The organism is Flavobacterium sp. FlaQc-48, from assembly GCF_044007335.1.
GTDB lineage: Bacteria > Bacteroidota > Bacteroidia > Flavobacteriales > Flavobacteriaceae > Flavobacterium.
Genome location: NZ_JBIPCR010000022.1, coordinates 41,750 through 65,619, shown reverse-complemented (window position 1 = coordinate 65,619; position 23,870 = coordinate 41,750). Strand labels below are relative to the sequence as shown.

Genomic DNA, 23,870 nt, shown 5'->3' with positions numbered 1-23,870 from the left:
CAAATTTAAAATATTACAATTAGCTTTGAGATACATTAAAAGTCAACTTTAGGGTCATTTAAGACAAAATCGTTATTTTTGCATAGTTTTCCTAAAAACAAAAATATCATGAGTAAGAAAATAGGTTTAATTGTACCGCACGACTATAAATTATTAAGTATAGCTGCCATTTTAGAAGTTTTTGAAACGGCTAACAAACTCTCTAAAAATGAAAAGTATTTTGAAATTATGGTTTTTCAATCGGCTGAGCAAATCAGTCAGGAAATACTATTTGGTTATGAAGTCAATTCAATACAAGACTCTGTTGAAATTTTAGATTTGATTTTAATCCCTGCTTTCACCACTGATAATATGAACGAAATGATTGCCAAAAATAAGAATTTCATTCCGTGGTTAAAAAAACAACATCAGGCAGGAGCCGAATTGGCCAGTTTTTGTACAGGTGCTTTTTTGTTTGCCGCTTCAGGCTTATTGAACGAAAAACTCGCTACAACGCATGTTGATGCCTGCAGTGCTTTTACAAAAGCTTTTCCCATGGTAAAATTAAAACCCGAAGAAACCTTGACAGCCGATGGCAGTTTATACACCAGTGGCGGCTCAACCTCCACTTTCCATCTATTGATCTTGCTGATTCAGAAATATTGCGGAAATGAAATTGCCGTTCAGATCGCCAAAATATTCTCAATTGACCTTAACCGATACAAGCAAAGTTATTTTAGCACTTTTAGGCCCAATCATTTGCATAATGATACTTTAGTTGCGATGTTACAGCAAAAAATCGAAAGCCAGTATCACAGCATCGAAAAACTGGAAGAAATCACTAAAGACATTCCAACAAGTGCCAGAAACATGACACGCCGTTTCAAACAAGTGACAGGTATTCCGCCAATTGAATATTTGCAAAATATAAGAGTAGAAAGTTCTAAAAAATATCTGGAACAAACACAGCTTTCGATTTCTGAAATTATTGAAAAAACCGGATATAATGATCCAAAAGCATTCCGAAAAGTATTTTATAAAATGGTTGGCATGAAACCCATCGAATACAGGGAAAAGTTTAGAGTACAGTAATATTTTAAGGAGCAGAAGCCAGGTTATTCCAAATCACCTCTAGTCCTGCTCTACACATATCTATTGTTGCAAACGCCGCAACAACAGGATATCGTTTCGATCAGGGCTATACCGGAAACATATTTTTCATAATTGACAAAATGCGGCAAAGAATATGGTAATCATGATTTAATAATCCACATTAAGACCTTATTATGAGTTTTCAAAAGCTCGTCAATTTCTTTCATACTTTCGTTCGAGACTGCCGGGCATCCCCAACCTTCAGGGGTGCCCACGGGATAAACTTCATCATTTGGAATAGCTTCCCAGGAATGCAAAACTATAGCACGGCTTCTGGCGTTTGAATTTGTTTTATCTTTTCCCTGCAAAATATAATTCACCTTAATCCCCCATTGACTTACGCCCCGATCCAAGATAACAAATTTCCCTATTGAAGAACTGTGTGAATCAAATTCATTACTTATTGAAGCGTTGTCTTTTGTCAGGGTTGCTCCCCATCTATTATCTCCGCAACCATGACTTACCAGATAGGATTTCAAAACTTTATCTTTTTTAAAATCATATACAAAAAACCTTTTTAAACCGGAATGAACTCCCAGATCTATCAAAATAAAGGTATCCTGATTTAGATTCTTCTTTTTGCAATATTCTCGTGCTTCTTTATAATAAGTACTGTAATCAATCTGTTTAATCTCATCCCGGGGTATTATTTTCGAAGTTGTTTCATCTGTATGTACAGCACCTGATAAATTTACTTCATGAACATCTTTATTCTTATTACAGGACAAAAACAGGATTAAATTCAAAGCAAAAAATATTTTTTTCATGGTCATAATTTACACAAAACAGAAACAGTCTTATAAAAGTATAAAAAAACCTGTTCAAATAAATGAACAGGTTTATATATAAACTCTGAAAAAGTTACTTCAATATTTAAGAAGCAATTTCCATTCGCTTCAATAAATTTTTATTCAAAGTATGTTTTGCATAATCTTTGTCGATTGTCAAAATTTTATCATCTGAACTTGGCAATTCATACATCGCATCTGTCAGGATAGCTTCACACAATGATCGTAATCCACGAGCTCCTAATTTGTATTCTAAAGCTTTATCAACAATAAAATCTAATGCTTCATCACTAATATTAAATTCAACATCATCCATTAAAAATAACTTCTGATACTGTTTGATTAAGGCATTTTTAGGTTGTGTTAAAATAGCACGTAAAGTTTCTCTGTCAAGAGGATCCATATGTGTTAAGACCGGCAAACGACCAATAATCTCCGGAATCAATCCAAAATCTTTAATATCTTTTGGAATAATATATTGAAGCAAATTGTCTTTGTCAATATTGTCAACGTTTTTAGAAGTAGAATATCCAACTGCCTGACGGTTTAAACGTTTAGAAATAATACGTTCAACGCCATCAAATGCTCCACCTGCAATAAACAGGATGTTTTGAGTATTTACTTCAACAAATTTCTGGTCCGGATGTTTACGACCTCCTTTTGGTGGCACATTTACAACTGTTCCTTCCAGTAATTTCAATAAAGCCTGCTGTACACCTTCACCAGAAACGTCACGTGTTATAGATGGATTGTCGCTCTTACGGGCAATTTTGTCAATTTCATCTATAAATACAATTCCTCTTTCGGCTTTGGTCACATCATAATCAGCAGCTTGCAGCAAACGTGTCAAAATACTTTCGACATCTTCACCTACATAGCCTGCTTCTGTAAGTACGGTTGCATCTACGATAGCCAGAGGAACGTCTAACATTTTTGCGATAGTTTTGGCTACCAATGTTTTTCCGGTTCCCGTTTGACCTACCATGATGATGTTACTTTTTTCAATCTCTACTTCGTCATCTAATTGCTGTTGCATTAAACGCTTGTAGTGATTGTAAACCGCAACCGACATTACTTTTTTTGTCTGGTCCTGACCAATAACATATTGATCTAAGAAAGCTCTGATTTCTTTTGGCTTCTTTAAAATTAAGTCTCCAACAAGTTTTGCACTTCCGCTTGATTTTAATTCTTCTAATACAATTCCGTGTGCCTGTTCAATACACTTATCACAGATGTGTGCATTAATACCTGCAATCAATAAATTGGTTTCTGGCTTTTTTCTTCCACAAAACGAACATTCTAATACTACTTTAGCCATTCTTTTTTAGTTACTAAGCTGCAAAGTTACTAAGTTTCTGAGATTTATTACTAAAACCTCAAAAACTTAGTAACTTATTAACTTTTATTTTTTTGTTTCAAGTTTAATTTTGTTTCAAGTTTCAAGTTAATCTTTGGACCTTAGTTCCTTTGCAACTTCGAACCTTAAAAAAATTTAGCTTCTTCTCAATACTTCATCAATCATTCCGTACTCTTTAGCTTCATCGGCTTTCATCCAGTAATCACGCTCACTGTCTTTGTGTACTTTATCAAAAGTTTGTCCTGAATGTTGAGAAATAATATTATATAATTCATCTTTCAGCTTCAGCATTTCACGCAGGTTAATTTCCATGTCAGTTGCAACTCCTTGTGCTCCTCCTGATGGCTGGTGAATCATTACTCTTGAATGTGGTAAAGCCGAACGTTTTCCTGCTGCCCCTGCACATAATAATACAGCTCCCATAGAGGCTGCCATACCTGTACAAATTGTAGCCACGTCTGGTTTGATATATTGCATGGTGTCATAAATTCCTAATCCTGCGTAAACGCTTCCTCCAGGAGAATTTAAGTAAATCTGAATGTCTTTTGAGGCATCGGCACTTTCTAAGAATAATAATTGTGCCTGAACGATATTTGCGATCTGATCATCAATACCTGTTCCTAAAAAGATAATTCTGTCCATCATTAGTCTTGAAAACACATCTAATTGAGAAACATTCAACTGACGTTCTTCGATAATGTATGGAGTCATATTAGTTGGATTCATTGCTGCTACGATTTTGTCGTAGTACATTGCGTTTACTCCCTGGTGCTTTGTAGCAAATTTTTTAAATTCTTTACCGTAGTTCATATTTTAAGTGTTCTAAGTTTTACGTTATATCTGTACTATTCTTCCATCAAAGGTTATACCTCTTTCTAAAGGATGTCAATTTGTCTTATTTTTTGTTTCAGGTTTAATTTGTCTCAAGTTCCCGAACTTCAATAAACCTAAAACAAAAAAATAAGCGTCAGGAAAAAAATTCTCCTGACGCTCAAATATACTTATTTTTTTTAGAAATTATTCTCCGTAAGAAGCAGCAATAAATTCTTCGTAAGTCACTTCTTTAGTTGTTGGATTTGCTTTTTCTTTAAACACTTCCAACAATTTTTCAGCCACAACCTGCTCAGAAAGTCTTTTTACTTCTTCCTGGTTAGATAAAACTCTGGCCACAATTCCCTGTACTTCTTCGTCAGTTGGATTTGTTTGTCCAAATTGAGCCATTTGTTGTCTGATAGCGTTTGTTGTAAAAGCTTTCAAATCTTCAAATGTAATTTGGATATTGCTTTGAGCCATTGCTTTTCCTTCGATCAATTGAAAACGTAATCCTTTTTCAGATCTTGCGTATTCAACTTCAGCTTCTTCTGCAGAAAGTTTTTTCTCTCCAACAGTTTGCAACCATTTTTTAAGGAATTCAGCCGGTAAATCAAATTTTGTATTTTCGATTAGGAAATCCTGAACGTCTAATAATAATTTTTGATCTGCCTGCTGTGCGAATTGAGCTTCAGCATCTTCTTTAATTTTAGCTTTCAAATCTTCAAGGGAAGCTACTTTTCCTTCACCAAAAAGTTTATCAAATAACTCCTGGTTTAATTCTGCCAATTCAGCTCCGTTGATAGCTTCGATAGTAAAGTTTACTTCGATATCTAAACCGTGAACATCATCATGGCCCACTTTTAGGTAATCCATTAACTGGTGGTCATCTTCGAATAAACCTTTTGTGCTTACAGCAACAACATCTCCAACTTTTTTACCGATGAATTTATCAGCAGCAGCTTTATTGAAAGTAGATAATGCAATTGTAGTAGTATTGTTGATCCCTTTTTCTTCGTTAGAAAAAGTTCCTGTCAAATCAGAATCAGCAGAAACCGTTTCTTGTGGAATTGCTTTTCCAAATTGTTTTTGGATACGCTCTACTTGTCCGTCGATTAATTTATCATCAGCAGTAACGATATATTTTACGATATTGTTTTTTGCTTCTAAATCAATTTCGAAGTTAGGCACTAAACCAATTTCATATTCGAAAGTTAGTTCTTCAGCATCCCAATCAAAGTTTTCGTTTTCTTTAGCAAGAGGAGTTCCTAAAAGATTTAATCTTTCAGATTGAACAAAACGCTCTAAAGCCAAATCAACTACTTTTTTAACTTCTTCCTGCTTAATCGCTTTTCCGTATTGTTTTTCAACAAGGTCTTTAGGAACTTGTCCTTTTCTAAAACCTTTAACGGTAGCCAAAGGCATTTTTTCGTTTATTCTTTTTGCTACTTGACCTTTATAATCCATGTGAACAACTGTCATTACAATTGTTTCATTCACAGCGTCTATTGCTACTCTTTTAATATCCATCTTCTTCTTTAATTTACATAATAAAATTGGGTTGCAAAATTATAAAATTTTTGCAACCCAACCAAGTTTTTAATCTATTGTATTTGAAGCGGTTTTAAACACGCTTTCTTTATTTATTTTATTTATCGTCTCCAAGTATTCTATAAGTAACAGACTGAAGTACAGACAATATAACACTAAATATTAATGCCGTCCAGAAAGAATCGACCGCAAAGCCGCCCACAATATTAGTACACAATAAAATAATGATGGCATTTATTACCAATAAAAACAAACCTAAAGTAATAAAGGTAACCGGCAATGTCAGGATAACCAATATGGGTTTTATAAAAAGATTCAGCAATCCTAAAACAACTGCTACAATTATTGCAGTGCCAAAACTGGCAACATGTACTCCTGTTAGTAAATTAGCAATTAACAAAACCAAGGCTGCAGTAACAAGGAGTCTAAGTAATATTTTCATATTTTTTTTGATTTAAAGTTGTAATAAAAGTAATGAATTTTATATTGGATTAAAAGTGTTTTATTTCACGCAGATTTTTTGCAGATATAGCAGATTTATTTTAAAGCAGTAAAAAAATTGCGAGAATCAGCTTAAATCTTTTTTTGTCTACGTGACGCAGTTATAAAGAAAGAAATCTTTACAATCCTTTTAATCTGTGGCTATAAAATCTTAATTATTCTTTTAAAAACTCAGTTGTCAACTCAAAAAACAGCTTTGGATTTTCGGCATGAAGCCAATGTCCGGCATTTGGAATCGTTTCGAATTTAACATTTGGAAAATGCTGACGGATCGCATCAAAATCTGAATCCGGGATATATCCTGAATTACCTCCACGAATAAATAATGTTGGTTTCTCGAAAATCAAATCATCTGCCAAAGCTTTTCCAATAGCGTCTAAATTAGTATTAAAAACAGCTAAATTAAATCTAAAAGCCAATTGCCCCGGTTCAATCCAATACAGGTTTTTTAATAAAAACTGACGTGTCCCAAAATCAGGAACGTATTGCGATAAAATAGCTTCTACATCATTTCGGCTTGGCTTTACAGAGAAATCAACTGCATTTAAACCTGCCAGAATATCCTGATGGTGTTGTTTGTAAAACTTAGGTCCAATATCTGCGACGATTAATTTATCTACAATATCAGGATGTGTGGTTGCAAAAAGCATCGCTACCTTCCCTCCCATCGAATGTCCTAAAATATCAATTTTAGTTAATTGGTTGGCCTGACAGTATTCGAAAACATCCTGCACCATGGCTTCATAACTCCATTCGTCTGAATGAAAGCTGCGGCCATGATTTCTTAAATCTAAAATATGAACCTGAAATCCGGCTTCTACATATTGTCCCGCCAAAGTTTTCCAGTTATCAGACATGCCCAAAAATCCGTGCATAATGATAAATGGCTTTCCTTCTCCTTCTATTTTTGAGTATAACATATTACAATTTTAAGTATTGAGGAATTACTTCAATTTATTCAAATACATATTCACCACATTATCCAAACCAAGATATAATGCCTCAGCAATCAAAGCGTGACCAATAGAAACTTCTAATAAACCTGGAATATTTTGTTTGAAAAACTGAATATTATCTAAACTTAAATCGTGGCCGGCATTAATTCCCAATCCTAATTCGTTGGCTAATTCTGCGGCTTTTACATAAGGATCAATTCCGTTTTTGTTTCCTAAATCATATTGATGCGCAAAAGCCTCAGTATACAATTCAATTCTTTCCGTTCCTGTTTTTTTAGCCCCTTCTATAATTTCCAGAACCGGATCAACAAAAATCGAAGTTCTGATTCCGTTACGTTGAAATTCCTGAATAACCTCTGTTAAATAAGATTGATTCTTTATCGTATCCCAACCTGCCGAAGAGGTAATGGCACCAATTGCATCGGGAACTAATGTTACTTGTGCTGGTTTACATTCTAAAACCAAATCGATAAAATTATGCTGAGGATTTCCTTCAATATTGTATTCGGTATGTACTATTGCTTTTAAATCACGAGCGTCCTGATAACGAATGTGACGTTCATCCGGACGGGGGTGAATCGTGATTCCCTGAGCTCCAAATTTCTGAATATCGGCAGCCACTTTTAATAAATCAGGAACATTTCCGCCTCGTGCATTTCGAAGGGTTGCAATTTTATTGATATTTACACTTAACTTTGTCATATAAATAGATAATTAATTCTAGTAACACTATATTTGTTACGACAAAAATACAAAGTAAAACGTAGCAGTTTTTGCTATTTTTTGATTATTTTGCAATGAAATATCCTCAATTGATTTATGACAGAAATTACAAACTATATCACCAATGATTTCAGAGCGATTGACAGTCAGGAAACGATCGCCTCGGTTCAGGACTTTTTTGCTGACTTGAATTTTTCACATTTTCCGGTTTTGGAAAACGGAATTTTTATTGGAAGTATTGCTTCTGACGATGTTGAGACTTTTGATACAGACAAAAAAGCAATTGATTACAAGTATACCCTGGAGCGCTTTTTTGCCAGAAAATCCATGATGTGGCTGGATGTCTTAGAAGTTTTTGCCAAAAATCACACGAATGTAATTCCGATCCTTGATGAAAACAATACCTACATCGGGTATTATGAAATGGAAGACATCATGAAATTTTTTCAGGAAACCCCATTTTTAAAAGAACAAGGCGGCATCATTATCGTTCAAAAAGGGCTTTTAGATTATTCCATGGGTCAGGTAACACAAATTGTTGAAAGTAATAATGGTAAAATCCTGGGCTGTTTTATTTCTGAAGCAGATTTAGAAAATGTTCAGATTACATTAAAGATTGGTGTGGGACCTATGAATGAAATCATTCAGACTTTTAGACGTTATAATTACGAAATTATTTCAGAACATCAGGAAGATGCTTACATCAACAGTTTAAAAGAACGTTCAGATTACCTGGATAAATATCTCAACATATAAATGACCAATCTGGCAATCTCAGAATTTGTCTGTTCGGCAATTCTTGCATTTCCGGATTTTTACATTATTTAATTCTCAAATTGACACATTACTTCATTATCTAATCAAAAAGAATGAAAATAGCTATTTACGGACAGTATTATCAGAACAGTACAGAACCCATTATCAAAGACATTTTTTTGTTTTTCAACACTAATAATGTTGAAATGGTAATTGAAGAAAACTTTCTAAAAATGCTTTACGAAAAACAACTTGTTAAAAAAGAATACGAAACTTTTTCATCCAGTACTTCATTAGATAATAGCTATGAAATGTTGATTAGTATTGGTGGAGACGGAACCATTTTAAGAGCTGCCACCCTGGTTCGTAATTCCGGTGTCCCAATCTTAGGAATAAACGCAGGCAGGCTCGGTTTTTTGGCCACTGTTCAAAAAGAAAACATTGATAATTTTTTGCAGTTTGTAATTGACAAAAATTATACTACTTCTGAAAGAACCTTACTAAGCTTAACCTGTGATCCAAAAAATGACGCTATTGAAGAAGATTTGAATTTTGCCATGAATGAGGTTACAGTAAGCAGAAAAGACACGACTTCGATGATTACTGTCGAGACTTACCTGAACAATGAATATTTAAATTCATATTGGGCAGACGGCTTAATCATTTCAACACCAACAGGCTCAACAGGATACTCTCTAAGCTGTGGAGGCCCATTATTAACACCCGATGTTAAAAGCTTAGTGATTACCCCTATTGCCCCCCATAACTTAACAGCAAGACCCCTTGTTATTCCGGATGATACTGAAATTAAACTCAGAGTATCAGGAAGAGAAGATCATTACTTAGTTTCACTAGACTCCAGAATTGCTTCAGTAAAAAATGAATCGGTTCTAACCATCAAAAAAACTGACTTTAAAATAAAAATGGTTGAAATTCCGGGCGAAACCTTCTTAAAAACACTAAGAAACAAACTGCTTTGGGGAGAAGATAAGAGAAATTAAGTTTTTTTCTGGTTCACCACTATACGATAATAGGACTTTTTCTCGTTCTGCATGTATCGAATCCTTATTAAATGTCTCAAAATCATATTGTAAATTGAAAAAAAAGCACATTTAACTAAAGGAACGTTGATTCGTATTGATAATTATTATATTTGCACGCAATTTTGAATTAAATGAAGAAAATTTTTAATTTATTGTTATGTTTTTTCCCCTTTATCACACTAAATGCTCAGATCAATGAGATTGGTGTTTTTCTTGGTGGAAGCAACTTTGTAGGTGACGTAGGTAAAACAACTTATATCGCTCCGGAAAAACTGGCTTTTGGCATATTGTATAAATGGAATAAAAGTCCACGACATGCATACCGATTCTCCTACACCCAGTCAACTGTAGCAGGAAACGATCTCGATTCAAAAGAGACCGGAAGAAATCAAAGAGGCTATAGCTTTGAAAATGATATTAAAGAACTTTCAGCCGGATTAGAATTCAATTTTTTCGATTTCAATCTGCACGATTATCATACTAAAGTTACTCCTTATATATATTCAGGATTAAATTACTTTCTTTACGATCAGTTATATCGTTTCAAGACCAGTCCAAATGTAACCTATTCAAAAAATTCGAGTTCATTTGCTATACCTATTATATTAGGTATAAAATCTAATGTAACACCTCATTTTGTTATAGGCGCAGAAGTTGGAGCCCGGTATACTTTTACAGACGATATTGACTCAAGCAACCCCAACACAAAAAACACAAACATATTTCAGTTTGGAAATCTAAATAATAATGATTGGTATATCTTTTCTGGTATTACTTTAACGTATACCTTTGGACAAAAACCTTGCTATTGCGCAGAATAATAACATGAATTTAATAGACTCTATAGATCAAACAAACTTACCCAAGCATCTGGCCATTATTATGGACGGAAACGGCCGTTGGGCAAAACAACAAGGTTTTTTAAGAGCATTTGGTCACGAAAACGGAACAAAATCTGTAAAAAAAACAATCACAACTTGTGCTAAACTTGGCATAGAGTACCTAACCTTATATGCTTTTTCGACAGAAAACTGGAATCGTCCAAAATTAGAGGTAGAAGCACTAATGAGAATTTTGATCAATTCATTAAAAAAAGAGCTTGTTACCTTACAAGAAAACAATATCAGACTTAATGCAATTGGAAATCTTGATAAATTACCAAAATCAGCTCAAAAAGAGCTTCTGGATGTAATCGAAAAGACAAAAAATAATACGCGTCTTACTCTGACACTGGCTTTAAGTTACGGATCACGAGAAGAATTGGTAAATGCTGTGAGAATCATCAGTGATAAAGTTAAAAATAATATAATTTCAATAGACAGTATTGACGATTCAATTATAAATGAGCATCTTTACACGCAAAATTTACCTGACGTAGATTTATTAATACGAACAAGTGGAGAACATAGAATAAGTAATTTTTTGTTGTGGCAGATCGCCTATGCAGAATTATATTTTACTAATGTCTTGTGGCCAGACTTTAAAGATCAAGATTTATATGAGGCTATTATTAGTTATCAAAAAAGAGAACGTAGATTTGGAAAAACCAGTGAACAAATTAAATAATTTTTTAGTGTTACAAAAAAGAATACAAATAGTCTTTACCCTAATCCTTTTGGGTAGTTTTTCACAAATAAAAGCACAAGAAAGAGTTCCTTTTGATCAGGGAAAAAAATACATTCTTGCTAAAGTTTCTGTTGTTGGTAAAATAAGCTTCAATGAACAAACTGTTGTTACCTTTTCCGGTCTTCAAAAAGGACAGGAAATAACAGTTCCTGGCGAAGAAATTAGTGGTGCTATCAAAAAACTAGGCAAACTTGGCCTGTTTGATGAAATCGCATTTTATGTAAACAAAGTCGAAAATGACAGTATTTACCTGGACTTAAATATCGTCGAACTTCCCAAATTAAACGAGGTAAAATTTGTTGGTATAAAGAAAAGCAAAGTAGAAGGATTAATTAAGGACAACAATTTAACCAAAAATAAAATTGTCAACGAAAACTTAATTACGACAACTAAAAATTATATAGAAAATAAATATAAAAAAGAAGGTTTTTACAACACTAAAGTTACCATTACAAACACTCCTGATACCATTAACGGACATCAGGTAAATATGCTCGTTCGGGTAGACAAAGGCGATAAAGTAAAAATCAGCAGTATTGATTTCATTGGTAATAAACAACTTACCGGAAATCAATTACGATCTGCAATGAAAGACACTAAACAGAAGAATGTATTTCGTGTCTTAAAATCTTCAAAGTTCATCCCTGAAAAATACAAAACCGACTTAGAAAAAGTGGTTGCGGCTTATAAAGAAAAAGGATATCGTGATGCACGTATAATTTATGATTCTGTTACCTATAACAAGGATAAAAATATGCTTGCGATCAAAATTAAAATGGAAGAAGGAAACAAATATTACTTTGGTAATATTAAATTCTTAGGAAATACTGTTTATTCTGACCAACTATTAAATCGCTATCTGGGTATCAAAAAAGGAGAAACTTATAATGGCGTTTTACTGGAAAAACGTATTGCAGACAAAACAAAGCCAGACGCTGAAGATATCACAAACCTATACCAAAACAATGGTTATTTATTCTCTAACATCAATGCTGTCGAGGTAAAAACAGTAAATGATACGATCGATTTCGAAATTAGAGTTACTGAAGGACCAATTGCTTATTTCAATAAAATCTCTGTTGTTGGAAACGACAAAACAAACGATCATGTTATTTACCGTGAACTTAGAACTAAGCCGGGAGAAAAATACAGCAAAGAACAATTAGTAAGGACTATTCGTGAAATTGGTCAGTTAGGATTCTTTGATCCTGAAGCAATTGATCCAAAGTTCAAGAATGTAGATGCCAGCGCAGGAACAGTAGATATTGAATACCATGTTGTCGAAAAAGGATCCAGCCAGGTCGAACTTCAGGGAGGTTACGGTGGTGGAGGTTTCATTGGAACTTTAGGTCTTTCGTTCAATAACTTCTCAGCAAGAAACATTTTTAACAAAGAATCTTACAAACCATTACCAATGGGAGATGGACAAAAAGTAGCACTTCGTTTACAAGGAAGTACCTATTTCCAAACCTATAGTTTGTCATTCTCTGAACCATGGTTTGGAGGAAAAAAACCAGTACAATTTAGTTCATCTATCTCCTATAGTAAACAATTCTTAAACAATTACGCTACCAGAACTGTAGATAAAAGCAAAAGTTTTAACATCTTAACATTACAAGTTGGTTTAGCAAAAAGACTTACCGTGCCGGATGATTACTTTGTTTTATCTCAATCGGTTAGTTACCAACATTACGATTTAAATAATTACAACACAGGATTATTTACTTTTGGTAATGGGGCATCAAGAAACTTAGCATATACAATCGGACTTTCAAGAAGTAATAAAGGGGTTAACCCAATTTTCCCAACTTATGGTTCCGACTTTAGTATTTCTGCAAAAGTTACACCTCCATACTCGTTATTTAACGGAATTGATTATGGAGACCTAAAGAATCAAAAAGAATACAAATCACAATATACAGGAACTCCAACTTCTGGTATAGATGGTAAACCACTTAACACTGGTGATTATGTAAAAACTGAAACTGTAAACGGATCATCAGGTCTTGCAAGTGTTGGTTCTGATTTTGCAAGTGCAGATACTGATCAGGGAAAAGTAGATCAGAAAAAATACAATTGGTTAGAGTACTATAAAATCAAATTTAAAGCTGATTGGTATACTAAAGTGTATGGCAAATTAGTTTTAAGAACATTAACAGAATTTGGTTTCTTAGGTGCTTATGATCAGTCAAGAGGTGTTGTACCATTTGAACGTTTTTATTTAGGAGGAGACGGGATGGCAAATTACTCTATGGATGGTAGAGAAACAATTGGATTAAGAGGTTATGAAAATAATGCACTAACGCCTGTAAACGCAAATGGCGATCAAATTGGAGCAACTATTTACAACAAATTCTCTATGGAATTACGTTATCCAATTACATTAAAATCATCGGCATCGATTTATGCATTAGCCTTTTTAGAAGCTGGTTCATCGTACCCAACCTTTAAAGATTACAACCCATTTGACCTGTATCGCTCTGCCGGAGTTGGTTTACGTGTTTTCATGCCAGCATTTGGATTATTAGGTATTGACTGGGGTTACGGTTTCGATCCTCAACCAGGAGAAACAAAAGCACACGGTAAACACATTGGGTTTATAATTGGGCAACAATTTTAGTAGAATTTTTAATACATTTGTTTAAAAATTTAAAATATACTAATATTATGAGAAAACAATTTTTATTTATCTTTTTAGCATTGATTGTAGCAAATACAAGCAACGCTCAGACTAGAACGACAAGGATTGGTTACATTGACATGGAGTATATTTTAGAAAATGTATCTGACTACAAAGAAGCAAAAGCTCAATTGGAGTTGAAAGCTCAAAAGTGGAAACAGGAAATAGAAGCTAAAAAAATTGAAATTAATAAAATAAAAGAGAACCTTAAAGCAGAAAGAGCTTTGCTTACTAAGGAACTTATTGACGAAAGAGAAACAGAGATTAAATTTCTCGAAACCGAAATGATGGATTACCAGCAAAAACAATTTGGTTCTGATGGTAATTTAATGCACCAAAAAGCCGGATTGGCAAAGCCAATTCAAGATCAGGTTTTTACTGCGGTACAAGATATTGCTGAAGCTAAAAACTATGATTTTATTTTTGACAAATCATCAGATTTGACAATGCTTTTTAGCAATAAAAGATTTGACATCAGCGATCAGGTGATTCGTATTTTAAACCGAACTGATAAGCGGGAACAATTAACTAAAAAACAGTTAAAAGATCAGGAAGCTAAAGAAAAACTCGAAAATGCAATTGACGAAAATCCGGCAATGCAGGACAGACAAAAAGCATTAGACGAAAAAAGAACGGCCAGGGAGAAATTAATCGAAGACAGAAGACTCGAACAGGAAGCTAAGAAAAAGGAATACGACGACAGAAGAAAAGCAATAGCAGCCGAAAGAGAGGCTAAAAAAAATGGCACGGTTTCTGAACCTGCTAAAACAGATGCCACTAAAGATGCAACGGCCAAACCTGCCACCACAGGAACTGACGCAACAGCTAAGCCTGCTGCTTCCGGAACTGATGCAGGCACAACTACTGAGCCAGCAGTCGATAAGGCGGCAGAAAGACAAAAACTTTACGAGCAACGTAAAAAAGAGCTGGAAGAAAGAAGAAAGAAAATTTTAGAAGAACGAGAAGCGGCCAAGAAAGCAAAAGAAGCCGAAGCTCAAAAAGCAAATACGACCAATAATTAATTAATATTTTTAAAAATGATGAAACAAATCAAAACTTTACTAATTGCTGCAATACTAATTCTAGGAGCAAGTAACACAATGAACGCACAGGCTAAGGTAGCTCATGTTGATGTTAGCGAGATTATGTCGAAAATGCCTGCAATGCTAGATGCACAAAATCAACTACAAAAATTAAGTGGTACATATGATGCAGAATACAAAAAAATGGTTGACGAATACCAAGTAAAAATCAAAAAGTATGAAAGTGAAGCTGCAACTGTAACTGATGCTGTAAACGGAGAACGTTCTAAAGAAGTTCAGGACATGCAAAAAAGAATCGTTGATTACAGAGACAACGCTCAAAAAGAATTACAACAAAAAGAAACTGACATCGTAAAACCATTAATGGAAAAAGTAAGAGCTTCTATCCAAAAAGTTGGAAAAGCAAAAGGTTTCCAATATGTATTAGATGGTTCTACACTTTTATTAGCTGATGGTCCAAACATTACTGCTGATGTAAAAAAAGATTTAGGATTCTAAAAAAAGGATTTCTTATAATTAAGGCTGTTCAAACTCTAAAAGTTTGGACAGTTTTTTTTTACAATTAATTAAGATTAAAAAACCATAATATTCTCAGATTTCCTTTAAATTGGAATATAAATTTACTTCAAAAAACACTAAATTTGTACTATGACGAATAATAATCCTATAGGCATTTTTGATTCCGGAATTGGAGGAACTTCCATTTGGAGTGCCATTCACGATCTGCTTCCAAACGAAAAAACCATTTATTTAGCGGACAGCAAAAATGCTCCTTATGGTCAAAGAACCAAAGAAGAGATTGTTGCCTTAAGCAAAAAAAATGTTGATTTTTTACTCGAACAGAACTGTAAACTTATAGTAGTAGCGTGTAATACCGCCACTACAAATGCAATTCGTGAACTTCGTGATGATTATGACATTCCTTTTATAGGAATTGAGCCTGCTATAAAACCTGCTGCAAACAACTCAAAAACGCAGGTTATAGGGATTTTAGCAACAAAAGGAACGCTGAATAGTGAGTTGTTCAACAAAACGGCTGAAATGTTTCAAAACACCACAATAATTGAACAAGTAGGTTATGGACTTGTTCAACTAATTGAAGATGGGAATTTGAACTCACCTGAGATGACTCAATTACTGGAATCATATTTAAAACCCATGATCGATGCTAATATTGATTATCTGGTGTTAGGTTGTAGCCATTACCCGTATCTAATTCCACAAATTAAAAAGATACTTCCGGAGCACATCCAGATTATAGATTCAGGAGAAGCTGTTGCCAGACAAACTCAAAACATATTACGTGAGAAAGTTGGATTTACAGACCATTCAAAAAGTGATCCTGTATTTTATGTAAATTCAAACCCTGAAGTTTTAAAATCAATTTTAGAGTATAAATATCCGGTTATTGAAAAAGACTTTTAAGTACTAATCAATTTTTCGCTTGACGAACCAAATCCCGTCCAAAGATAAATTGAGAGAGATTTTATGATAGTTTTCTTTGATTAGATTATCTGAGATTCGGCCTCTTTGCCCATATGAATATGAGATATTCAAAGCTGAATATGTGTTTTCAATTGGTAAGGAAAGTCCAAAGGAAACTGCAGCGTTATTTACTCTTTTTCCATCTACTTCAAGATACCCGGTATCAAAATTTGCTCCGGCAGCGTACTGAACCCTATCCCAATATTTTCGAATATTCTTTTTGGTACTATAAGTAAATCCAAGTGCAAATCGGTCCTGATTTACAAAATCACCGTATAATTCAGATTGACTGGTATTGTTCCATAAACTTTTTTCATAATCCAATGTCATATTTACGTTGTTTTTAAAACGTTTACTAATACCTACACCCATTTCTAATGGCATATAATAATCGTCTGTATCTGATTTCACATTAGACTCAACAGTAGTCACTACATCATCTGCAACTGATTGAACTGTCTGAACTTTTGATGCTCCAATTTGTGTTGGCAATTTAAAAGTAGTTGCGATAGTAAAAGTCGAATCAATTTTATACTGTGCCCCCAATGTGGCACGAAAACCACTATAATTTGTCTTTTTCTGAATGCTCGTAATTGTGTTCATAATCAGAAAACTTCTATCATCGCTTGTGTTACCAAACAATACTGAAGCTGTCGCTCCAAGAGAAAGTTTTTTGCCAAATTTATATCCGTATGACAAATCAAAATTATTCAATCCGCCAGAACCTGCAGCGGTTAAATAGTAATAATCCTGACTATTGGTAATAGGCAGTTTTAAATTCGAAATTCTAAAAGCTGCACTTGAGTAAGGCTTTAGGGCAATACTAAATCCGGAATTTTTACTCACAGGAAAAGCAAGCGCAAGATGTGAAAACTGAAAATTATTACGACTTTCACTCTTTGAACTACTTTGATAAGTTGTTACAATAGCTTTTCCCCCTATATCAAACATAAAATGATTCTGAGGTATAAAACCTAAGGATGCCGGATTTAAATTATTGATAAAAGTACTTGAAGGCAAAGCCATTCCTGAAGAACCAATTGAGGGAATTACCCCAAAATCAGAATCATACAAACTCCCTACTCCATACAATGAATAAGGCGAGCTGGAAATACTTTGAGAAAATGAAGTTAGCGACATCAAAATGAAGCAACTTAAATAGACTATTTTACTTTTCATTTAATAAGAGATGTAATAAATTTTAAGCTGAATTTTATTGTTCAAATGTTTTTGATCTCCCAGAACAATTCTGTTTACTGTTTTAGAAATTCCAGGCAATGTGAGAATAAGGGAAGATTTAGAATCGGATGGTTTCAACATTTCTTTCTGAAGAAAATTACCTATTGGAACGAGATAACCTATATTTTCATTAAACTCATCGCTTTTTTTATTTAGAATACCAAAAACCGAAGTGCCAGCCGAGTTGACCAGCGAACCACTAATTCGATTTAAATTATCCGCCACATAAATCTTTAAAGAATCTGCCAGAGGGTACTTCTCTGAGTAGGTATTATTAACCGGCTTCAGCAACAACTGGGCGTCTACAATCGCCCCTTTATCCGAGAGGTACTTAAGCTGCTTGATATTAGGAAAATCAATTTTACAGGCAACACCAGTTCCTGACTGGATAAATCCCTGATGGCTGGTTAGCAAACTGGATAATTTACTACTCGACACCGGTAAATTCTCGATGATCGTTCCCGTTCTGTCTAGTGAGACCGCATTAAATTGCTTAGTTGCATCCTGAATGGTAAAATCTATTATAAAAGAAGTTTCTTGATCTGCCTGATATTTGGAATAATATAGCCGCACTTTGCTTGTTGTGACATGAAAGCCAATAACGCTAGCTGAATTCGAGGTAGACGGTACGAGAACAAGTCCTTTTAAGTATTCATTAAAACTATCGAAATCTGTAATTTCTCTTTTCTTTAATTTCTGAAATAATGCAGCCCCAAAAGTGCTGCTCATTTTAATATTAACAGAGTCTTTTTCGAGGGGTCTTGGCTTGTACGAAATTGTACCAAGACTTTCATCACTATAAGTTAAAGCCGAATTATTATAAAAATTATTATCGTCTGTATTTGGTTTTACTTTTTGAATCAATCGATGAATATCGAATGTTTGTACCTTTGTAGTATCTCCGTAATAGTAGTTATCGTATTTAAGGATCATCGAAATAGAATCAAAAACATAATTGGTTGTTTCGGTATCAGAACCACTATTAATTAAAGCATAAGAATCTGAAGCCAGTTGAAAATAACTGTTCGATTTTACCTTTCCGTAAATCGGATCTTCATAGTTTCCAATTAAAATCCGGCTTTGATTAGACGTAACAAGTGAATCAAAATTTATAGTAGACATATCTACTGTTACGGTATCAATTAAAACCACTTTATTATTTAAAGCTAAATAATCAGATCCAACAACAAACTCACCCGCATCTGAATCTGTTCCGCATGAAAGTGCTGTCATGGCAAAAAGCAACATCAATATAAACTTGTGCATAATCAATTTTTTGAACAAATATAAATGGCACTCTTCTGCACTACACTATAACATATACAGACTAGTGTTTTTAGCCTATAAAAAGCAAAAAAACATCTACAATGGATTAATCCCCTCAAATACTTCATTCAGCATTAAAAAATGCTAATTAGTCTATCAAAAAGTGCCATACATATATCTTCTTTTTTTTAAAACCATTAGGCACCTACTTTTGAACCAATAAATAAGTAATGAAAATAAGGTTGATAATTAGTTCGGTTTTTTTGATTTCATTTTTCAATATGAAAGCTCAGGAAAGTTTTTCTGTTGTTATGAATTTAAAAACAGAACCTACTGATAAAATTGATTTTACCGAAAGTAATATTGGAATATCATTTAATAAAAAGATAAACTCTAAAAACAAGATAACAAACACGTTAGAATATTCGAATTTGAAAGTTAATTATGAATTAGAAAGCAATGAATCAGCCTGGGAACTGAATGGATTTAATCAGATTCAAAACACATTTGCGATTTCGCACGAACTTTCAAATGCAACAAATCTGAATTTTTCCATTACTCCGACGGCAAATTTTCAACATAATCTGGATGTTAACGATCTGTCGGTTTTAGGTAGTTTTGAAATCAATCAGCAATTAAACTCTAAAACAACAATTAACATCGGAGTGGCCAGAACAACTATTTTGGGGAATCCCGGGTTTCTGCCTACTCTGTCCGTGAATTATAAAATAAGTAACGAAAGTAATTTACTAATTGGTTTCCCGAATTCGAAAATTTCATATTCAAACAATATTCGAAACCAGTTTAGTCTAACCAATAGCTTTAATGGAAATTATTATCATATAGATGCACATAATCCGGACAATAATGCTTCAAAAATTACTTTATCACAAATGTCCTCAGCATTTGAGTATGAAAGAAATGTAGACAAAAACTGGTTTTTGAATTTTAAAGCCGGATATGACTTTGATAAAAAATATAACATCATCGACAATGACAATCATAAGGTGTATGATTTTAATACCGGTAACGGATATATTTTAGGAATTGGCATCAAATACAAACAATAAATAAATTTAATACACTATGAATAATTTAAAAAAAGGAATATTATTCGCGGCACTGTTTTCGAGTCTCTTTTTTATAAGCTGCAGCAATGACGATGACGATGATGATTTAATAGGAAACTGGATTAAAAAATCAGCATTTGACGGGCCTGCAAGATCTAGTGCAACCAGTTTTGTTATTGGTGATTATGCCTATGTAGCAACAGGTTATACCGGAGATGTTTATTTGAAAGATTTATGGGCATACAATTCTACCGGGGATTATTGGGAACAAAAAGCAGATTTTACAGGTGTTGGAAGAAGTTCTGCATCAAGCTTTACTCTTAACGGAAAAGGGTATATAGGTCTTGGTTATGACGGAACTAATAAATTAAAGGATTTTTATCAATACGATCCTACCAGCAATAGCTGGACTCAAAAAACTGATTTTGCAGGAACGGGCCGTTATGCCGCTGTAGGTTTTCAGGCAGCTGGAAAGGCGTATTTTGGAACTGGTTATGACGGAAATTACCTGAAAGACTTTTATCAATATAATGATCAGACTAATACCTGGACTCTTGTAAACGGATTTAGCGGAAACAAAAGACGTAATGCTACTGCTTTTGTAATTGCCGATAAAGTTTATTTAGGAACCGGAATTAACAATGGTGTTTATCAGGAAGATTTTTGGGAATTTGACCCTGCTACTGATGTCTGGACAAGAAAACGTGATATTGATAAAGATACTGATGACGATTATTCATACAATGATGATTATGCCATTGTGCGTTCAAACGCATCCAGTTTCTCTATGAATGGCTTAGGATACGTTGTAGGCGGAGAAAGCATAAAAACAATTTGGGAATACAATCCAAGTACTGATTTATGGGTGGAAAGAACACCAATGGAAGGTGCTACAAGAACAGATGCTGTTGGTTTTGCCATCAACAATCGTGGTTTCTATATGTTAGGAAGAGTAGGTTCTACTTATTTTGATGATGCGTGGGAATTTAAACCTTTAGACGAACAAAGTGACGACGATAATTAATACAAAAAGACGATTCTTCTGGGCCAAAATCCAGAAGAATCTATTGTTTTTTTTACTGGTTTTACAATTTACTGCCTGTACAAAAAGTGAACCTTTAAAAACAGAATCTTTTAAAACGGCTTGGGGCTGGGGATATACGATTACATATAAAAATGAAATTATCATCAAACAATCTATTATTCCGGCCATAAATGACAGTAAAAGTTTTGCAACAGAAAAAGACGCTTTAAAGGTGGCTAATTTAGTTGTAACAAAGCTTAAGAAAAACATATCGCCAACGGTAAGCAAAAATGATTTAATTTTATTAAAAATAAAATTATAAATGAAAATAGATACCATCAAAAATACAAGTTCAAATAAAATTTTATTTCACTGCATAATCTGGATTTTCTTTATTCTGACTTCCTTAATTCAATTTTATGAGAGTCCGTTTAAAATCAATAATGATTTTTATGCACAATGGATCACGGGAATTATTTTGTTTTATCTGAACTATTTTTATTTGGTTCCTGCTTTACTTTTGCAAAAAAAATACTGGCTTTATTTTGTCTTTGTTTTTGTTCTCATTGCTGTTTTTATGATTATCAGGATCAATTATTTCATTCCTGAATTTAGGCATATAAGACCCAGAATGTTCCCTCCTGAAGATCTTAAATTAATGTATAAAGGAACAAGGACCAGAGCAATAATGGCTACCAGACAACCCTTATTTTTTAAAATTGGCCCATCATTTTTCTATATTTTAATTATTACCATAAGTGCCATTATCAGAACACTTACAGAATTTTACAACAATCAACAAAACAAATTAATCGCCGAAACTCACAGAACAAATACAGAATTGATTTATTTGCGAAAACAAACCAATCCGCACTTCTTATTCAATTCTTTAAATAGTATTTATTCTCTGGCACATAAAAAATCTGATTTGGTCCCTGATGCCATCGTAACATTATCAGAATTAATGCGGTATATGCTGTATGAAACAGATAATAAAACGGTGGCTTTAGAAAAAGAAATCAATTACATTCAGAACTATATTGAGCTCCAAAAGCTTCGGTTAAACAACATCGAAGACATTGTAATCAATGTACATGGCGATACCAGAAACAAACATATTGAACCGCTATTATTGATTTCATTTGTCGAAAATGCTTTCAAGTACGGAACAGATTATAAGGGTGCCGCTCACGTAAAAATTAAGATTTTCATATTGGATAACAGTCTTGATTTCTGGATCGAAAACACCATCGAAAACTATGTAAAAGATCCTGAAAATTCAGGAATTGGATTAGTGAATATCCAAAACCGACTGGATTTACTTTACCCAAATGCACATGAACTTACCATTACGCAAGACAATCAATATTATCGCGTGCATTTGAATCTTGAATTAGATAAAATTCAAACTGCTATAAATTAAATATAACGAATCATGGACAGAAAAAATTCATTCAAAATGGTGTTTTAGGAATTGCTTAGTCCAGTACGTTTTTTATGATAATTTTAAAACTTAATTTATTGATTTAAAACTATTTTTGACCTGAAAACAAATTTTAAAAACTTAATCTCCAACAGATGAAATGTGTAATTATAGACGATGAACCTTTAGCGGTTGAGTTATTAGAAGATTTTGTCCGAAAAGTAGATACATTAGAATTGGTAAGCACTTTTAACAATGCTATAGATGCTGTTTCTTTTATCAATCAGAATAATGTTGATCTGATTTTTCTGGATATTCAAATGCCACATTTCTCCGGTATTGATTTTTTAAATACCATCGAAAAAAAACCACTCGTAATTTTTACAACAGCTTATTCTGATTATGCTGTAGAAGGCTTCAATCTTGGGGCTGTCGATTATCTGGTAAAACCAATTCCGTTTCATCGTTTCTTAAAATCGGTTGTCAGAGCGCAACAGGTTTTAAATCCGGCCGGGGCAATTCAGGCTATTACAGAAAATACCACTGTTCCGGAGCTAGAGCAGGATTTTATGTTTGTAAGAGCCGAATATGAAAATGTAAAAATGAATTTTTCGGATATATTATTTATAGAAGGTTTAAAAGATTATGTAAAGATTTACACAACCGATAATAAATTTACACTAACCCTGATTAGTTTAATAAAGCTTGAAAACTTACTATCCAGTAAAGGATTTTCGCGAATTCACAGATCTTACATCATTAATATAAAACATGTAAAATCAATACAAAAAAATAAAGTTTTGATTAGTGATAAAAGAATTCCAATTAGCGAAAGTTATAAAAATGCTTTCTTTGAAAGAATCAATTTGTAGCTTAGTCTTCGTTTTTAAACCAACCCGAATACATTACATAATTATTTGATATACGCTCAATTTCTCCCGCAAAATCTGATTGATCAATGTCTTTCACTTTTTTTGCCGGAACACCTGCATAAATAGTCCCTGAAGCCACTACTGTGTTTTGAGTTACCACAGCTCCCGCTGCTATAATAGAATTACTTTCTACTACACAATTATCCATTACAATAGCGCCCATTCCAATAAGCACATTATCATGAATTGTACAACCATGAACAATTGCATTATGCCCAATTGAAACATTATTACCAATAATCGTTGGATGTTTCTGATACGTACAATGAATAATTGCACCATCTTGTATATTAACTTTATTTCCTATCGTAATGAAGTTAACATCACCACGAATAACAGCATTAAACCAAACGCTGCAAGAGTCTCCAAAAGAAACATCGCCAACAATTGTAGCATTTTCAGCAACATAACAATCCTCGGGAATCAATGGTGTTTTTCCGTTTACAGATTTAATAAGCATAATAAA

Annotated in this window: 24 protein-coding genes; 14 read left to right on the top strand and 10 right to left on the bottom strand. The window is 33.6% G+C overall.

The window, feature by feature from the left end; all coding sequences use genetic code 11:
* The first annotated feature begins 108 nt into the window (after positions 1 to 108).
* Positions 109 to 1,071 carry a GlxA family transcriptional regulator gene (locus tag ACHRWY_RS24365; protein WP_395358040.1) on the top strand — a complete coding sequence of 321 codons (963 nt, stop codon included), beginning with the start codon at positions 109 to 111 and terminating at the stop codon, positions 1,069 to 1,071.
* A gap of 161 nt (positions 1,072 to 1,232) precedes the next feature.
* Here ACHRWY_RS24365 and ACHRWY_RS24360 read toward each other — a convergent pair whose 3' ends face one another.
* The 7 genes from ACHRWY_RS24360 to ACHRWY_RS24330 all read right to left on the bottom strand — a co-directional run bounded on the left by ACHRWY_RS24360 (position 1,233) and on the right by ACHRWY_RS24330 (position 7,796).
* The gene (locus ACHRWY_RS24360) at positions 1,233 to 1,898 is read right to left on the bottom strand and encodes a murein L,D-transpeptidase catalytic domain-containing protein (protein WP_395358038.1); all 666 of its coding nucleotides are present in this window, start codon (positions 1,896 to 1,898) and stop codon (positions 1,233 to 1,235) included.
* A 106-nt stretch (positions 1,899 to 2,004) separates the two neighbouring features.
* The gene (gene clpX, locus ACHRWY_RS24355) at positions 2,005 to 3,237 is read right to left on the bottom strand and encodes an ATP-dependent Clp protease ATP-binding subunit ClpX (protein WP_395358036.1); all 1,233 of its coding nucleotides are present in this window, start codon (positions 3,235 to 3,237) and stop codon (positions 2,005 to 2,007) included.
* 174 nt (positions 3,238 to 3,411) lie between these two features.
* Positions 3,412 to 4,086 (bottom strand): ATP-dependent Clp endopeptidase proteolytic subunit ClpP, encoded by a 675-nt coding sequence (clpP, locus tag ACHRWY_RS24350; RefSeq protein ID WP_395358034.1) that lies wholly within the window; start codon positions 4,084 to 4,086, stop codon positions 3,412 to 3,414.
* 207 nt (positions 4,087 to 4,293) lie between these two features.
* Positions 4,294 to 5,616: a trigger factor gene (locus ACHRWY_RS24345; protein WP_395358032.1), complete on the bottom strand. Its 1,323-nt coding sequence runs from the start codon at positions 5,614 to 5,616 to the stop codon at positions 4,294 to 4,296.
* Between the two features lie 118 nt (positions 5,617 to 5,734).
* Positions 5,735 to 6,079, bottom strand: a complete 345-nt coding sequence (locus tag ACHRWY_RS24340; RefSeq protein ID WP_395358030.1) for a phage holin family protein — start codon at positions 6,077 to 6,079, stop codon at positions 5,735 to 5,737.
* Between the two features lie 214 nt (positions 6,080 to 6,293).
* Complete coding sequence (locus ACHRWY_RS24335) at positions 6,294 to 7,058, bottom strand: alpha/beta fold hydrolase (RefSeq protein ID WP_395358028.1); 765 nt, start codon at positions 7,056 to 7,058, stop codon at positions 6,294 to 6,296.
* A 24-nt stretch (positions 7,059 to 7,082) separates the two neighbouring features.
* Entirely contained in the window at positions 7,083 to 7,796 is a 714-nt protein-coding gene (locus ACHRWY_RS24330; protein WP_395358026.1) for a pyridoxine 5'-phosphate synthase, read from the bottom strand.
* 117 nt (positions 7,797 to 7,913) lie between these two features.
* On the opposite strand from ACHRWY_RS24330, the gene ACHRWY_RS24325 reads away from it, so the two are divergent.
* From ACHRWY_RS24325 to murI, 8 genes are all read left to right on the top strand, one after another.
* Positions 7,914 to 8,573 carry a CBS domain-containing protein gene (locus ACHRWY_RS24325; protein WP_395358024.1) on the top strand — a complete coding sequence of 220 codons (660 nt, stop codon included), beginning with the start codon at positions 7,914 to 7,916 and terminating at the stop codon, positions 8,571 to 8,573.
* A gap of 113 nt (positions 8,574 to 8,686) precedes the next feature.
* Positions 8,687 to 9,574, top strand: coding sequence for an NAD kinase (locus ACHRWY_RS24320; protein ID WP_395358022.1), 888 nt, complete (start codon positions 8,687 to 8,689; stop codon positions 9,572 to 9,574).
* A 173-nt stretch (positions 9,575 to 9,747) separates the two neighbouring features.
* Positions 9,748 to 10,437 carry a DUF6089 family protein gene (locus tag ACHRWY_RS24315; protein WP_395358020.1) on the top strand — a complete coding sequence of 230 codons (690 nt, stop codon included), beginning with the start codon at positions 9,748 to 9,750 and terminating at the stop codon, positions 10,435 to 10,437.
* A 4-nt stretch (positions 10,438 to 10,441) separates the two neighbouring features.
* Positions 10,442 to 11,182: an isoprenyl transferase gene (locus ACHRWY_RS24310; protein WP_395358135.1), complete on the top strand. Its 741-nt coding sequence runs from the start codon at positions 10,442 to 10,444 to the stop codon at positions 11,180 to 11,182.
* Entirely contained in the window at positions 11,115 to 13,862 is a 2,748-nt protein-coding gene (locus ACHRWY_RS24305) for an outer membrane protein assembly factor (RefSeq protein WP_395358018.1), read from the top strand. The genes ACHRWY_RS24310 and ACHRWY_RS24305 overlap by 68 nt, the downstream gene beginning before the upstream one ends.
* A gap of 47 nt (positions 13,863 to 13,909) precedes the next feature.
* Positions 13,910 to 14,944, top strand: a complete 1,035-nt coding sequence (locus ACHRWY_RS24300) for an OmpH family outer membrane protein (protein ID WP_395358016.1) — start codon at positions 13,910 to 13,912, stop codon at positions 14,942 to 14,944.
* Positions 14,945 to 14,959: 15 nt separating this feature from the next.
* Positions 14,960 to 15,463 (top strand): OmpH family outer membrane protein, encoded by a 504-nt coding sequence (locus ACHRWY_RS24295; protein WP_395358014.1) that lies wholly within the window; start codon positions 14,960 to 14,962, stop codon positions 15,461 to 15,463.
* A 150-nt stretch (positions 15,464 to 15,613) separates the two neighbouring features.
* Positions 15,614 to 16,390 carry a glutamate racemase gene (gene murI, locus ACHRWY_RS24290; RefSeq protein ID WP_395358012.1) on the top strand — a complete coding sequence of 259 codons (777 nt, stop codon included), beginning with the start codon at positions 15,614 to 15,616 and terminating at the stop codon, positions 16,388 to 16,390.
* Between the two features lie 3 nt (positions 16,391 to 16,393).
* Here murI and ACHRWY_RS24285 read toward each other — a convergent pair whose 3' ends face one another.
* Both ACHRWY_RS24285 and ACHRWY_RS24280 read right to left on the bottom strand, forming a co-directional pair.
* Complete coding sequence (locus tag ACHRWY_RS24285; protein ID WP_395358010.1) at positions 16,394 to 17,629, bottom strand: aromatic hydrocarbon degradation protein; 1,236 nt, start codon at positions 17,627 to 17,629, stop codon at positions 16,394 to 16,396.
* A complete protein-coding gene (locus tag ACHRWY_RS24280) occupies positions 17,630 to 18,955 on the bottom strand; it encodes a DUF4270 family protein (RefSeq protein WP_395358008.1) in 1,326 nt (441 codons plus the stop codon).
* Positions 18,956 to 19,236: 281 nt separating this feature from the next.
* On the opposite strand from ACHRWY_RS24280, the gene ACHRWY_RS24275 reads away from it, so the two are divergent.
* The 5 genes from ACHRWY_RS24275 to ACHRWY_RS24255 all read left to right on the top strand — a co-directional run bounded on the left by ACHRWY_RS24275 (position 19,237) and on the right by ACHRWY_RS24255 (position 23,344).
* Positions 19,237 to 20,025, top strand: coding sequence for a DUF6268 family outer membrane beta-barrel protein (locus ACHRWY_RS24275; RefSeq protein WP_395358006.1), 789 nt, complete (start codon positions 19,237 to 19,239; stop codon positions 20,023 to 20,025).
* 16 nt (positions 20,026 to 20,041) lie between these two features.
* Entirely contained in the window at positions 20,042 to 21,049 is a 1,008-nt protein-coding gene (locus ACHRWY_RS24270; protein WP_395358004.1) for a Kelch repeat-containing protein, read from the top strand.
* Positions 21,033 to 21,371, top strand: coding sequence for a DUF4907 domain-containing protein (locus ACHRWY_RS24265; protein WP_395358002.1), 339 nt, complete (start codon positions 21,033 to 21,035; stop codon positions 21,369 to 21,371). The genes ACHRWY_RS24270 and ACHRWY_RS24265 overlap by 17 nt, the downstream gene beginning before the upstream one ends.
* Positions 21,372 to 22,472, top strand: a complete 1,101-nt coding sequence (locus tag ACHRWY_RS24260; protein ID WP_395358000.1) for a sensor histidine kinase — start codon at positions 21,372 to 21,374, stop codon at positions 22,470 to 22,472.
* A 155-nt stretch (positions 22,473 to 22,627) separates the two neighbouring features.
* On the top strand, positions 22,628 to 23,344 hold the full coding sequence (locus tag ACHRWY_RS24255; protein ID WP_395357998.1) for a LytR/AlgR family response regulator transcription factor: 717 nt from the start codon (positions 22,628 to 22,630) through the stop codon (positions 23,342 to 23,344).
* Position 23,345: 1 nt separating this feature from the next.
* On the opposite strand, the gene ACHRWY_RS24250 is transcribed toward ACHRWY_RS24255, so the two are convergent.
* Complete coding sequence (locus ACHRWY_RS24250; protein ID WP_395357996.1) at positions 23,346 to 23,864, bottom strand: gamma carbonic anhydrase family protein; 519 nt, start codon at positions 23,862 to 23,864, stop codon at positions 23,346 to 23,348.
* Positions 23,865 to 23,870: the final 6 nt, after the last annotated feature.